Origin of the sequence: Metabacillus sediminilitoris, assembly GCF_009720625.1 — a bacterium.
GTDB lineage: Bacteria > Bacillota > Bacilli > Bacillales > Bacillaceae > Metabacillus > Metabacillus sediminilitoris.
The window spans coordinates 3,849,244-3,862,436 of record NZ_CP046266.1 but is presented as its reverse complement, the minus strand read 5'-3'; the positions used below and the strand labels follow the sequence as shown (position 1 = coordinate 3,862,436).

The 13,193-nt window shown below is 34.6% G+C and carries 14 protein-coding genes and 1 riboswitch; of the genes, 9 read left to right on the top strand and 5 right to left on the bottom strand.

Annotated elements, in window-relative coordinates; genetic code table 11:
- The first annotated feature begins 163 nt into the window (after positions 1 to 163).
- Positions 164 to 1,273 (top strand): phosphatidylglycerol lysyltransferase domain-containing protein, encoded by a 1,110-nt coding sequence (locus GMB29_RS18485; protein WP_136352786.1) that lies wholly within the window; start codon positions 164 to 166, stop codon positions 1,271 to 1,273.
- Between the two features lie 67 nt (positions 1,274 to 1,340).
- Here the strand turns inward: GMB29_RS18485 and GMB29_RS18480 are convergent, their stop codons facing one another.
- The 3 genes from GMB29_RS18480 to GMB29_RS18470 form a co-directional block, all read right to left on the bottom strand.
- Complete coding sequence (locus GMB29_RS18480; RefSeq protein WP_155443918.1) at positions 1,341 to 2,264, bottom strand: IS3 family transposase; 924 nt, start codon at positions 2,262 to 2,264, stop codon at positions 1,341 to 1,343.
- Positions 2,165 to 2,731: a helix-turn-helix domain-containing protein gene (locus tag GMB29_RS18475; protein WP_136359324.1), complete on the bottom strand. Its 567-nt coding sequence runs from the start codon at positions 2,729 to 2,731 to the stop codon at positions 2,165 to 2,167. The genes GMB29_RS18480 and GMB29_RS18475 overlap by 100 nt, the downstream gene beginning before the upstream one ends.
- 82 nt (positions 2,732 to 2,813) lie before the next feature.
- Positions 2,814 to 3,101, bottom strand: a complete 288-nt coding sequence (locus GMB29_RS18470) for a DUF6509 family protein (RefSeq protein WP_227551385.1) — start codon at positions 3,099 to 3,101, stop codon at positions 2,814 to 2,816.
- A 332-nt stretch (positions 3,102 to 3,433) separates the two neighbouring features.
- Here GMB29_RS18470 and GMB29_RS18465 point away from each other — a divergent pair, with 332 nt between their 5' ends.
- From GMB29_RS18465 to GMB29_RS18445, 5 genes are all read left to right on the top strand, one after another.
- Positions 3,434 to 4,699, top strand: coding sequence for an ammonium transporter (locus tag GMB29_RS18465; protein WP_136351450.1), 1,266 nt, complete (start codon positions 3,434 to 3,436; stop codon positions 4,697 to 4,699).
- Between the two features lie 55 nt (positions 4,700 to 4,754).
- Positions 4,755 to 5,747: a DUF294 nucleotidyltransferase-like domain-containing protein gene (locus tag GMB29_RS18460; RefSeq protein WP_136351497.1), complete on the top strand. Its 993-nt coding sequence runs from the start codon at positions 4,755 to 4,757 to the stop codon at positions 5,745 to 5,747.
- On the top strand, positions 5,744 to 6,457 hold the full coding sequence (locus tag GMB29_RS18455; RefSeq protein WP_136351448.1) for an exonuclease domain-containing protein: 714 nt from the start codon (positions 5,744 to 5,746) through the stop codon (positions 6,455 to 6,457). Before GMB29_RS18460 ends, GMB29_RS18455 begins: the two co-directional genes overlap by 4 nt.
- Before the next feature lie 293 nt (positions 6,458 to 6,750).
- Positions 6,751 to 8,727, top strand: a complete 1,977-nt coding sequence (locus GMB29_RS18450; protein ID WP_227551761.1) for a methyl-accepting chemotaxis protein — start codon at positions 6,751 to 6,753, stop codon at positions 8,725 to 8,727.
- 186 nt (positions 8,728 to 8,913) lie between these two features.
- Positions 8,914 to 9,381, top strand: coding sequence for a GNAT family N-acetyltransferase (locus GMB29_RS18445; protein WP_136351444.1), 468 nt, complete (start codon positions 8,914 to 8,916; stop codon positions 9,379 to 9,381).
- A 67-nt stretch (positions 9,382 to 9,448) separates the two neighbouring features.
- On the opposite strand, the gene GMB29_RS18440 is transcribed toward GMB29_RS18445, so the two are convergent.
- Together GMB29_RS18440 and GMB29_RS18435 are read right to left on the bottom strand one after the other, a co-directional pair.
- Positions 9,449 to 9,643: a hypothetical protein gene (locus GMB29_RS18440; protein WP_136351442.1), complete on the bottom strand. Its 195-nt coding sequence runs from the start codon at positions 9,641 to 9,643 to the stop codon at positions 9,449 to 9,451.
- Positions 9,644 to 9,759: 116 nt separating this feature from the next.
- Positions 9,760 to 10,134 carry a Na-translocating system protein MpsC family protein gene (locus GMB29_RS18435; protein WP_136351440.1) on the bottom strand — a complete coding sequence of 125 codons (375 nt, stop codon included), beginning with the start codon at positions 10,132 to 10,134 and terminating at the stop codon, positions 9,760 to 9,762.
- Positions 10,135 to 10,366: 232 nt separating this feature from the next.
- A riboswitch (cyclic di-AMP (ydaO/yuaA leader) is annotated at positions 10,367 to 10,507 on the top strand.
- 31 nt (positions 10,508 to 10,538) lie between these two features.
- Here GMB29_RS18435 and GMB29_RS18430 point away from each other — a divergent pair.
- The 3 genes from GMB29_RS18430 (at position 10,539) to GMB29_RS18420 (ending at position 12,965) form a co-directional block, all read left to right on the top strand.
- On the top strand, positions 10,539 to 10,790 hold the full coding sequence (locus tag GMB29_RS18430; protein ID WP_136351439.1) for a hypothetical protein: 252 nt from the start codon (positions 10,539 to 10,541) through the stop codon (positions 10,788 to 10,790).
- 161 nt (positions 10,791 to 10,951) lie between these two features.
- Positions 10,952 to 12,283, top strand: coding sequence for a TrkH family potassium uptake protein (locus GMB29_RS18425; RefSeq protein ID WP_136351437.1), 1,332 nt, complete (start codon positions 10,952 to 10,954; stop codon positions 12,281 to 12,283).
- A 25-nt stretch (positions 12,284 to 12,308) separates the two neighbouring features.
- Entirely contained in the window at positions 12,309 to 12,965 is a 657-nt protein-coding gene (locus GMB29_RS18420) for a potassium channel family protein (protein ID WP_136351435.1), read from the top strand.
- Positions 12,966 to 13,193: the final 228 nt, after the last annotated feature.

Below are 13,193 nucleotides of genomic sequence, written 5' to 3'. Positions count from 1 at the left end.
TGTTCATTCCTATGGTATCAATATTACATTATCCAAATGAAGGATAAACATACGTTGTATATGCTGTGAGAATGAATTTTTTTTTAGGAAAAAAATAATTATTTGCTCTGTTGGCTGCTTATGTTATCTTGTAAAAAGAGAATTAATCAAGGAGGATTAGCAATTGATCAGTTCGATCATTTTATTATCGTTTTTTATCTTTTGTCTCTGCATTTTTTTTCGTTATGATCAAAAGTCGATTATTGGAGCATCCTTCGACGCTGCTTTTGTTGAATCCTTTCTCCGTAAATTTGGTGGAAGTACTTTATCACACCTGCTATTTCTAAAGGATAAACAAGTATTCATTGCCCAAGATGATTCTGTCCTTATTTCTTATAGGCAAAAGGGAAATAAATATATTGTCCTTGGCGATCCGATTGGGGAGGAAGTGCTCTTTGAATCTGGATTAGATGAATTTATTGCTGCGGTTAATGAGCGACGAGGTAGGGTTATATTTTATCAAACTAGTGATAGATTTATGACTTACTTCCACGATCGGGGCTACAGGTTTTTTAAAATTGGTGAAGAAGCAAAAGTCTGCTTGAAAAGTTTTACAATAGAAGGAAAGAAAGCTGCAAAGTTACGTTCAACAAAGAATAAATTTACTAGAGAAGGGTATGTCTTTTCGGTCGTATATCCACCCTTTAGTTCAGATTTATTGGAAGAATTGAAATCTGTCTCAGACGAATGGTTAGCGGAACGCCATGAAAAAAGTTTCTCGGTTAGTTCGTTTCAAGAGGACTATGTTAATCGTTTTATGGTTTCGTTGTTACGAAATCCTGAAGGGAAAATTGTCGCGTTTGCTAGCCTGCCAACTGATAAGAAGCCATATGAAACAATCAGTATTGACTTAATGCGGTATACAAATGATTGTCCTGCTGGTGCTATGGATATGGTTTTTACCTCAACGATCCTGTGGGCAAAGCAAAAGGGGTTTATTTCATGTAGTTTAGGGATGTCGCCATTATCAAATGTCGGAACAAATAAGGATGCACATTTTAAAGAAAGATTAGCGAGGTATGCCTTTTTAAACGGGTGTAAATTTTACAATTTTAAAGGCTTGCGCAGCTATAAAGCGAAATTTGCTAGTGATTGGAGCCCGCGATATCTTGTTTATAAGAAATCATTGTTAATCATATTAGTGTTACAGCTTCTTTTGATTGTACGAAAAGAACCTAAACCTGCACAGTTGATTTTTGTGAAAAAGGTTTTTAGGGACAAAAAGGCAATATAAATAATGAAAAAAGGACTATCTTCATTTATATAAAAATGAAGAGACCCCCGAAAGTTAGAGTTTTATATTAAGCAACTAATTGGCTGGTATGGATACGGTATTGAACCGGACTCATGCCTCCCAATTTTTGTTTTATACGCTTATTATTATAATAATTGATATATCTCTCAATTTTCTGTTTTAATTCCTCAAATGTGCATAGTGCTTCTCCATAATACATTTCTTGTTTCATTAATCCAAAAAAGTTCTCCATCGGTGAATTATCTAAACAATTTCCTTTTCGTGACATACTCTGGAAAACTTTATTTTCCTTGAGTTTTTTCACCCATTTTTTATGTTGATAATGCCAGCCTTGATCAGAATGCATAGTAGTTCTGTATTTTGAATTTTTCACAATTTCTAGTGTTTCTTCTAGAGGTTCTAGGACTAAATCTAGTGTTGGGTGACTACTTATCCCATAAGATAGAATTTCGCTATTGAACATATCCATGAATGGATTAAAAAAAAGTTTTCCATCAGAACACTTAAATTCTGTGATATCTGTTGTTATTTTTTGATGGCATACATTTGTGCGAAAACGGCGATTAATAAGGTTCTTGGCGACAGTTCCAATATTCCCTTTGTAAGAACTATACTTGCGTGATTTTCGTGTAAACTTATTTCCTTTGAGTCCGAGTTTCTTCATAATTCGTTGAACCTTTTTGTGATTTACTTTTAATTGACGGTTTTTCAATTCTAAATGAATACGTCGGTAACCGTAATTGCCGTCATGGTCCTCGAATATGGATTGAATACATTCTTCAAGATTTTGATCGGGATTCTCTTCCTTCATTCGCTTTATATGATAGTGATACGAAGATTCAGGAATATCAACTATCTGTAGAACATCTTTTAATCGGAATTTTTCTTTGAGTTCGAATGATAACGCTGCTTGTGCTTTTCTAGATAGCTTTCCGGATCCATCTGAAAAGCTTGTAACTTTTTTAAGTATTCTACCTCTAAGCGAAGAAGTTCATTTTCTTTCTCCAATTTTTGTTCGTACGTCATTTCTTTTTCTTCTGCAGGAATTTTACTTTTTTGGTTCTTGGATTTATCAGACATGGGCGGTCTCCCTTTCGCTCTATCCAGGGCTTCAGTGCCACCTTCCAAAAAAGCTTTCTTCCATGAAGCTATTATTGGAGGATTTGTTAACCCAAATTGAAGGGCAGTTTCCGTCTCTGAAGAACCTGTACTATTCATAAAGCTTAATACATCCAGCTTGAATTGAACAGGATATGTTTCCTTATACTTCTTCCTCATCAACCCATCTATCCCAAATTTCTCGTATACTTTTACCCACCGCTTAATTGGAGAACTGCTTTTTATATTATGTTTCTTTGCCAAAAGGTCATATCCTAATTTCCCTTCTAGATACTCTTTTACGAGCATTAACTTAAATTGCTCACTATATTTAGTCATAAAAATACACCCCAAATGTTAGATTTCACTCTAACTTTTGGGGTGCATTACAAAATGGAGTTAGTCCTTTTTGTTTATTTTTCTACAATTGTTCAATAAGCTGTTGGCAATAATCTTTAATTTCTTCTTCTTCCTCTTCTTCTAATGCAAAGTCGAAAATGCGTCCTGTTGTATTTTCGATAAAATCATATTGAGCAATTTTTGTTTTATCATCTTCCACTACATATATTAGCTTTAGTTTAATACCGTGCTCACTATAAAGCTCATCTTCCTCATCAATCACTAATGAAAGGAAGATTTCGTAACGATCTCCGGAAAGGATGCCGAAAGGATCATCTAATTTTTCGATTGTTGATTCAACTATATTCATCATTTATTACCTCGTTTCTTTACATCCATAAAAAAATGAAATGAAAAATTCGTTGTTCATATTGCGTAAGTTGTTATTCATCCCATTTCTTTTCATAGTTATTATATCCTTTTTGCATATAACAAGCCAACAATGAGGAGTGAAAGGAAAGATTGTGAATGAAAGCTTAACTCACTATTGTTAATGTATGTTATATTTTCTAACATAAAATTATCAGAAACTTATAAAAATAGGTTGACACTTTAAAAATATCGTATAGAATAGTAAATAAGAACGAGATGTTATATTATCTAACATCTTAAGTCATGAAATTGAACAGGGGAGGAAACGGGATGGACGCGACTTTTTTAATGAATAGCCTTTGGGTTATGCTAAGTGCAGTTTTAGTTATTTTTATGTTAGGTGGATTTATCTTACTAGAGGCTGGTTCTACTCGAATGAAAAACGCTGGACATATTGCAGGTAAAACGATTTTTACTTTTGGTCTTGCCTCACTTGTTTTCTGGGCAATAGGATATGCTTTTATATTTGGAGGTAACGGAAACTTTTTTGTAGGATTAACTGATTTCTTTTATTCAGGAGAGCAAGCGGAAGGTGCGGCGTTATCTACACCAGTATTCTTTTTATTCCAATTAGCATTTGCGGGAATTTCGATAACAATCGCTTTAGGTGGGTTTGCAGAAAGAGCGAAGTTATCTGTATATTTATTCTTCACGATATTATTCTCAGCTCTTGTATATCCTGTTATCGCACATTGGATCTGGGGCGGAGGATGGTTAGCTGAACATGGAAAACAAGATTTTGCTGGCTCGACAGTTGTTCATTTAACTGGTGCGATGGCAGCTTTTGCGGCAACCATCCTACTAAAACCACGTATTGGAAAATATAATAAAGATGGTTCAGCAAATAATATTCAAGGACATAACCAAGTCTACACTGCTTTAGGGGTATTGATTTTATGGATCGGTTGGTTTGGATTTAATGCAGGAAGTACTGTTTCCGTTGATAATGGTTTCTTCGGCTTTGTTGCTCTAAATACAAATTTAGCAGCAGGAGCTGGAGCGGTTGCAGCACTTATTATTTCTTGGATGGTATTAGGTAAGTCAGATGTTCCGACGATGTTAAATGGAGCTTTAGCAGGTCTAGTTGCCATTACTGCTTCATGTGCATTTGTTGATACATGGGCAGCAGTTGTCATTGGTTTTATAGCGGGTATTTTAGTATTCTATAGTGCAAGATTCTTTGAAAAGAGAAAAATTGATGATCCAATCTTTGCATTATCAGTCCATGGTGTTGCTGGTGTTTGGGGAACATTATCAACTGGTTTCTTTGCAACACCTGAGCTTGCGACAGTTGGTTTACCAGGATTATTCTACGGTGGCGGATTCACACAACTTGGCGTACAATTAATGGGAGTAGTATCATCTGGAGCATATGCATTTGTTGTATCATTTGTGCTTTTAGCTATTGCGAAAAAACTTTTAAGTGGATTACGTGTTACTGAAGAAGAAGAAGTGATGGGTTTAGATATAAGTGAACATGGAAGCTATGGATACCCTGAGGTGTTTGCTTCAAAAGAACAAAATGTTGGCTCATAAGCACGAATCTTATCCAGAATTACTCATTATGACTAAGGGTGAGGAAGTGTCTCACATGCATGGTGAATTTGAATCATATGATTCAATAAAAAAGTGGAAAGATGAACATATCCTCAAATTTGCACTAGATACAAAAGGGTTGAACGACTTTCATGATGAAATGATGAGGAGTGCTAGTAAACTAGCACTCTTTCAGCTTGAACAGGAATTTGGTAAACCGCCATGTAAGTACACATGGTTTGTTATGGGCAGCGGGGGAAGGATTGAACAGGGAATTATCAGCGATCAAGATCATGGGTTAATATATGAGGATCATACTGAGGAAGCGAGCAACTATTTTAAAAAGCTGGGAGAAGAGCTTTCAAGAGGGCTCTATCATATTGGATATCCTTATTGTGAAGGAAAGATTATGAGTTCAAATTCAATGTGGTGTAAATCAATTGTAGATTGGAAGAATCAGCTTTTAAAGTGGATGGAAGATATGAGTTGGGAATCCATCCGCTATTTACAAATTTTTTACGATTCCAGGACACTCGTAGGTGAAAAAGATTTTGTGGATGAATTGAAATATAGAATTTTTCAATATCAAAAGCAACATCCTATGCTTTTACAGCGTTTTATGGACAATATCCAGCATATTAAACATTCTGTTGGTCCTCTTGGACAGCTATATGTTGAGCCAAGTGGTAAGTATGAGGGATGTATCGATTTGAAAAAGGCTGCATTTTTACCATATGTTAATGCCATCAGGCTATTGGCAATAAAAGAAGGTATTGAAGAGACGTCTACACTTGAGCGATTTGATTGTTTATGTGAAGGCGAAGCCTATCGTGAAGAGTTACTTTATTATAAACAAAATTTTGAAAAGCTACTTGAATATAGATGCATTTTGTTCAAAAATGCAGATTCATATGATGATGTACATTACCTAAATATTAAAAACTTGTCTAAATTCGAAAAAAGAGAAATAAAAAACATATTGCGGGATGGGAAGAAACTGCATCAATATGTTCAAGGGATAATAGATAAAGGGTGTTATAATAAATGACATTTGACCCGTTTTTTTTTATGAAAGGTATTCAAGGAAAGTTTGGTACATCACCGGTTGGCCAAAGTCAGCAGCATGTCGCATATTTGAGGCAAATTCAACGTGAAATGCGAGTGGAAGAAACGCTGCACATTCCATTAACTGAATTAAAAGTGGTTGTATTTGATTTAGAGACAACTGGCTTTTATCCAGACCAAGGCGATCAGATAATTTCAATTGGAGCAATAAAGGTAAAAGGTGATGAAATCAAAGAAGAAGAGACATTTTATTCACTAATTCGCGCAGAGAAATTGTTATCCAAAGAGATTGTCCAACTAACTGGAATATCTGATCAGCAATTAAGAAGTGCTCCACCATTATCTGAAGTGCTATTTCAATTTTTTCAGTTTGTGCAAGACTATACGTTGGTAGCTCATCATGCAAATCATGAAAAATCATTTCTTCAATATGCGTCCTGGAAACTTTATCGTGCACCATTTAAACATCGCTTAGTTGATATGTCTTTTTTATACCGAATTGCAGAGCCGGCTGAGAAGATCATCACTTTAGAGGAGTGCTGCGAACATAACGGTATTCCTATCATCGGAAGGCACCATGCGCTTAATGATGCAAAAATGACTGCAGAACTTTGGTGTTTGTATGTAAATAAGCTGAAGCAAATTGGGTGTGAATCGCTGAAGGACCTTTATGAACGGTATGCAAAAGTATGATATATGCAAGATAATGAAATAGGATAACGAAATGAGGCAGTGTAAAAAGGCCTTTTTTCGCTATCCTTTTTCGTTTAAGTAATACATATAAAACTGAATTTTATGAATATAAAATAAGTTATTTTCATCGTGATGCAAACATAGTAAGATTATACTAATATATGAATCATTTGAAAAATCTAAATATGAAAAAAGTTTGATTAATCATATAGTGGGACCTCTATAAACAGGAGAATGAGTCGATACGATGATCAGATTATTTTCACAGAAAAGGGGATTACATCTTGAAATACATGAAAAAATTGCATAATAGCTTAACGATTAGAATGAAGTTGATTATCGCTATTGTGCTGCTCTTATTAGTGCCAAGTGTGTCAATCGGACTTATTTCCTATCATTCGGCAAAAACGGAAATGGAAAACAGTATGTTTCAAACAGCACATGAGAGTGTACAATTGATCAATACTTCACTAATAAATCAATTAGATCCAATTAAAGGAGATGTTGATTATTTTGCTAAAACGGCCAAAACAGCTTATGCATCAATTAATTCAGAAGATATAGAAACGATTAAACAGAGATTTAATCAATACATTAAAACAAAGCAAGAAGCACAAGCAATTTACATAGGGTTCGAGACAGGCGATTTAATCATTTCACCTCCTGCCGAGCTACCAGAGGATTTTGATCCAAGAGAGCGGCCTTGGTATAAGTTGGCGATGGAAAATAAAGGTGAAGTTGTTATAACAGATCCATATATCGATGTAAATACAAACGAGGCATCTGTTACCTTTGCTAAAGTATTAGATGACGGTTCTGGTGTTGTCGGAATCGATATTAATATAACTGCTTTGGGTGAGTTAACAAGTCAAGTTAAGATTGGTGAGAATGGGTATATAACCATAATTGATAATACGAAATCATATATAGTCCATCCTACAGATCAGGGTGAAGAGGCAACTGGCGATTGGGTGAAAACACTATTTGAAAGTGAGAATGATCGTTTTTCATATACATTCAACGGTTCAAGTAAAGTAATGGATTTTATGACAAATGAATTAACTGGATGGAAGATTGCTGGAACGATGTATTCAAGTGAGATTGATCATGCAGCACAGGAGATCTTTAACAAAACAATCATTGTGATAGTTGTCTCACTACTATTAGGCGGCTTTGTTATTTTTTGTATTATTAAGTTTATCCTTAATCCGATAAGATCACTTGTAATATCAGCTGAGCGAATTAGTAATGGAGATTTAACAGAGGAAATTAGTAGTGATTCTAATGATGAAGTTGGCATGCTGACCAAAAGCTTTAAAAATATGGTTGATAATCTGCGGACAGTTATTATGAATTTACAAACGGCATCTGAACGTGTTAGTTCCTCCTCAGAGGAATTGATTGCAAGTGCAGACCAAACAACGATAGGAACAAAGCAGGTTACAGAAGTCATGCAGCAAGTAGCAGTAGGTGCTGAAAATCAAACAACACAATTAGAGGCAAATACTCAAGCACTTGAAGAAGTCCTTCACGGTGTATTGCTAATTGCAGGAAGCTCTTCAAATGTTTCTGAAATGGCTCATGAAACGGTGAAAGAAGCAGAGATAGGTGCAAAGTTTGTAAAAGACAATCTTGAACAAATGAAATTCATCCATGAATCAGTGACTGAATCGAATAAAGTTATTCGATCATTGTCGAATCGATCAAAAGAAATTGGGAAAATCCTTGATGCAATATCTGACATTGCTGCCCAAACAAATTTACTTGCACTAAATGCAGCAATTGAAGCGGCTAGAGCCGGTGAGCATGGAAGGGGATTTGCAGTTGTTGCAGATGAAGTAAGGAAATTAGCTGAACAATCTCAAGAATCGGCCGGTCAAATTTCAACGATCATTTCTTCTATTCAACAAGATACAACAAAGTCTGTTGATATCATGAACGATGTTTCTAAAAATGCAAAAGATGGTCTGGCTATTTCAACCGAAACATCTGAAAAATTTGATGCTATTATGATTAGCATGAACGCAATGACACCACAAATTGAAGAAGTTTCAGCAACTGTTCAGCAAATGTCTGCTGCTATTCAAGAAGTGAGTGCTTCTGCGAACGAGATTACAATTATTGCCAAAGAAAGTTCGGCGACTTCAGAGGAAGTAGCAGCGACGACAGAACAACAGTTAGCCTCAATGGAGGAAATTACTCTTGCTGCTAAATCTTTAACAACAATGGCTGAAGAACTGCAAGCCCTTATAGAGAAGTTTAAAGTATAAGCAAATGAATTTATGATAAAGAGGCAGCGATTAATGTTGCCTCTTTAATTATCCGTATTTGTTGGAAAATTCTTATAATGGAATTTGAAATTTGGTATGATTTACATATAAATGGTTGATTTTATTGTCATTTTAGTTTATTTAACTATTTCTTTATAAATCCGAAAATGAAAGGATAAGTGAAAAATGAATCATATTAAGACAGCTGTTATTGAGGATGCTTCAGAAATACTTGCATTGCAAAAAATAGCATATAAAAGTGAAGCTGAAGCAGCAGGTGATTACACGATTCAACCAATGACGCAAACACTGGAGGGTTTAGAAAATGAATTTAATCGTTATCTCGTTCTAAAATATATCCACAATGATAAAATAATTGGTTCAGTAAGGGCAAACGCGGCAGATGGAACATGCAGGATAAGTAAATTAATGGTCCATCCAGATTTTCAAAATAAGGGAATTGGAAAAGTCTTAATGAAAGAAATTGAAAGTAAATTTATAAATAAACGGTATGAACTTTTTACTGGCAGTCAAAGTTTAAAAAATATTTCATTTTATGAAAAGTTAGGTTATCAAGCTTTTAAAACGGAGAAATTAGATAGGGAGGAGACAGTATTTGTCTTCATGGAAAAACGGAACGTGAAAAGGGCCTGACATATTATCAAGTCAGGCCCACATCTTTCGTTTTTTTAATCAAAATGAGATCATGCATATAATTTGATTATCTTTTTAGAGAAAATAATTTTAAGATAGGATGTTTTTTCTTATCAATGATTTTTACCTCATTCATAATCAAATCATCTTCGTGGTCTGCTAACCATTTCTTTAGTTCATATTTATCATGACAATTCGTTAAATAGGTTTGGCCGCCTTTTCCAACGGCACTAACAACAAATCGATGAGTTGTTTTTCCCATAGCTTCCACCCTTATTAAAATTTCATGAGAATCAGTTGCACTTAAATTCACTGTAATATTCAAAGCATGTAAGTAAACAATCTATAAATCTTAAATAATCAGAAACTGACAAATTATTATTTTGTGCTTTCTATCATTTTTTCGAAATTTTTATCCAAAATAAATACCTCAATTCGTTCACCTGTCTTTGTACTAATATCACTGTGAGAGGAAAGAACCTTACAACCAGTATATTCTTCAACAATTTTTTCATAATCATTACTGTACATTTCACGAAGAAGTGCACGCATTTTTTTTACTAGTTTTTTTCCTGAATCACGATTCACAAGGTGCTTTTCTTCAACTGTCAGAACACCTTTGAAACGAGTAATCAACATATCACTAATAATATACGTTTTTGCTTCCTGTGGGCCCCTGCCGATTAGATCACGCTGGAACTTAATAAATGCTGCACTGATTTCAGACTCTAATTTCTTTTTGGATTGTAGCATATTGCCTCCGTTACATTTCTGTAATTTATGGGATTTATCATAATGTCCAAATGAAGATCTTGTCAATATAATTTTATTATCTTGCAAAATATATAGTATTATAAAGAAAAATAGAGCATGGTGTATTTAATTTAGGAAAATGAAGGTAAATCGATGAATTTAGTTGTTTTTGGTTATTGTTTGGGGTTTACAACGAACAAAAGCGAGCGTAAAATAATCCTGATCAATAACAAATTCATAACAGTCTAATCTCAAGAAATTGAGAACGGAGGACCCATTTTTTTGGGGTTAATTCTGCAAATGCAGAAGGGATGTGATACTCTTTCGCCATCCTACCCGTCAGCTAACTTCGTCGGCTAAAGCGAAGGAGGTCATAAGACCACCTTATTTCAGGGGGCTTTTTTGTGTGTAAAGCAAAAGAGCAGCTTGAGCGATACGTAGGTCTTTTTTTCATACCTATATTTGAAAAAGATTCGTGGAAGACAGAACGCAAAGAAAGCCTGAAGGCTAGCTGGGCGTTAAGTAGACCAATGGGTTCTTTTTCTCCAATACAAATAGTTTGCTTTTACAATACGTTCAATCTTTCTTTTACTGATCATACAGATCAAATAAGAATGATTGTACAATTGCATTACAAACTTTGGAGAAAAAGGTAACCATTGGTCTTTTTTAATGAAAATGATTCAAATAATTAGTAAAGAGGTAGGAGAAAGTATTAAAGAGTTCTTAAATTTTAGTGAAAAATCTTTATGTTTCAGAACGTTTACATAATTATTTTTGGGGTAAATCGCCAAAATTTACACATTAGGAGAAGACAATGAAAAAATTAAACATTACTCTTGATCCGCCGAAAATTCTTGTATTAGGCTTTGCGATGCTCATTCTTTTAGGGACATTTTTATTGACTCTTCCTATCGCGACAGAAGATGGCAACGGACTTTCGTTTATTAACGCTTTATTTACTGCTACTTCTGCAACATGTGTGACAGGTCTTGTTGTGGTAGATACAGCAGATACATTTTCGATGTTTGGTGAGTTGGTAATAATAACGCTCATTCAAATTGGCGGATTAGGTTTTATGTCATTTGCAACTTTTTTCTTTTTCTTATTAGGGAAAAAGATTTCATTAAAAGAAAGATTACTATTAAAAGAATCATTAAATAATCTAACAATCGAAGGGATTGTAAAGTTTGTAAGGCGAATTTTAATATTTACGGCAGTAATTGAAAGTGTTGGTGGAATAATATTAGCCATTCGTTTTTCTTTTGACATGTCAATTGGGAAAGCTGTTTATTATGGCTTTTTCCATGCGATATCAATGTTTAATAATGCCGGTTTTGATTTAATGGGTGGATTTCGGAGTCTTACACCTTACGTAGATGATCCAACAGTCGTACTTACAGTGTGCTCCCTAATTACATTAGGCGGGTTAGGATTTATTGTGATGAACGAACTTTATGAATATCGTGATACCCATAGATTATCCATGCATGCGAAGGTAGTATTGTTTACAACGATCATATTAACATGTAGTGCAACCATATTTATCTTCTTTTTAGAATACAAGAATACGTTAGCACCATTATCCATTTCAGGAAAAGGCTTAGGAGCATTATTTCAAGCTGTCACTCCGCGTACAGCTGGTGCTAATACGTTGCCAATTGGAGATTTAACCCAATCAACATTATTCCTGACGATCATATTTATGTTTATTGGTGCCGGCCCCGGATCAACTGCCGGTGGTATTAAAATAACTACTTTTGTTGTATTAATTGCATCTGTCTGGTCTCAAATTCGAGGGAAAGAGGATGTTGTATTATTTAAACGACGTATAGTAATGGAAACAATACTAAAAGCACTAACTGTAACAGTTAGTGGGTTATTTCTGGTCATCATCATGACAATGCTGCTTAGTATCACTGAAAAGGATTTCGATTTTCTTATGTATTTATTTGAGGCTACATCTGCCTTTGGGACAGTAGGGCTATCAATGGGATTAACACCGGAACTATCTCCTCTTGGCAAATTACTTATTATTTTTACGATGTTTGCTGGTAGACTTGGTCCATTAACAATTGGCTTTGCTATCGCGATGAGGCGGAAACCAGATGCATTCCGTCATCCTAGAGGAAAGATTATGATCGGTTAATCGAAGAGAAGGGAGTGTAAGTTAATTGGCTAAACGACAATATGCAGTTATAGGATTAGGAAGATTCGGAGTAAGTGTAGCAAGAAGATTACAAGAGGCTGGGCAAGAGGTTTTAGGAATGGATGTAAATGAGGAACGAGTGGATGAAGCTGTATCTTATGTAACACATGCAGTCGTGGCTGATACCACAGAAGAAAAGGCACTAATTTCTGTAGGTATTCGCAATTTTGATTGTGTTATTGTAGCAATTGGAAATGATATGCAGTCGAGTATTTTAACTGTGCTGCTCTTAAAGGAACTAGGTGTTAAAAAAGTTATTGCAAAGGCTTTAGGGAAAAACCATGGTCAAGTATTAGATAAGGTAGGGGCTGATTGGATTATTTATCCTGAACGTGACATGGGAGAACGTGTTGCTAATCAGTTACTATCACCAAATATGTTAAATTACATTGAATTGTCAAAAGAATATAATATAGAAGAAATTATTGTTCCATCATGGATGGCAGAAAAGAGTTTAAGGGACCTTGACATAAGGGCTAAATATAATGTTAGTGTAATCGCCATTGTTAGGGATGGAAATATCATCATATCACCTTCACCAGATCAAAATATTCATAATGGAGATTTATTAGTCGTAATAGGAAATAGGGAAGATCTTGCAGACTTTTCAAACTTGGAATGATAGAAAGGTCAATTTTAAGGACCTTTCTTCTATTTTTAATAAATAACATCTAATTCAAGAAATTGGATATATAGTTAATGGGATTCAAGTAGATTAAATTCGAAATTTTTATTAAGGGGATATTCTATTTTAGAATATTCCCTATTATTATTTTTTCTTTAACTGTAGAAGAAACAAAAAGATCTAAAGTAATTCAAAGTCTTGTCAAATTACATAAAGCTCCATAAA

What these genes read in the sequence shown, in the direction of transcription:
- GMB29_RS18450 (WP_227551761.1), top strand. Translation starts at nt 6,751, where the DNA reads ATGAAAAAATTGCATAATAGCTTAACGATTAGAATGAAGTTGATTATC.
- GMB29_RS18475 (WP_136359324.1), bottom strand. Translation starts at nt 2,731, where the DNA reads ATGACTAAATATAGTGAGCAATTTAAGTTAATGCTCGTAAAAGAGTAT.
- GMB29_RS18425 (WP_136351437.1), top strand. Translation starts at nt 10,952, where the DNA reads ATGAAAAAATTAAACATTACTCTTGATCCGCCGAAAATTCTTGTATTA.
- GMB29_RS18460 (WP_136351497.1), top strand. Translation starts at nt 4,755, where the DNA reads ATGCATGGTGAATTTGAATCATATGATTCAATAAAAAAGTGGAAAGAT.
- GMB29_RS18465 (WP_136351450.1), top strand. Translation starts at nt 3,434, where the DNA reads ATGGACGCGACTTTTTTAATGAATAGCCTTTGGGTTATGCTAAGTGCA.
- GMB29_RS18440 (WP_136351442.1), bottom strand. Translation starts at nt 9,643, where the DNA reads ATGGGAAAAACAACTCATCGATTTGTTGTTAGTGCCGTTGGAAAAGGC.
- GMB29_RS18470 (WP_227551385.1), bottom strand. Translation starts at nt 3,101, where the DNA reads ATGAATATAGTTGAATCAACAATCGAAAAATTAGATGATCCTTTCGGC.
- GMB29_RS18445 (WP_136351444.1), top strand. Translation starts at nt 8,914, where the DNA reads ATGAATCATATTAAGACAGCTGTTATTGAGGATGCTTCAGAAATACTT.
- GMB29_RS18455 (WP_136351448.1), top strand. Translation starts at nt 5,744, where the DNA reads ATGACATTTGACCCGTTTTTTTTTATGAAAGGTATTCAAGGAAAGTTT.
- GMB29_RS18435 (WP_136351440.1), bottom strand. Translation starts at nt 10,134, where the DNA reads ATGCTACAATCCAAAAAGAAATTAGAGTCTGAAATCAGTGCAGCATTT.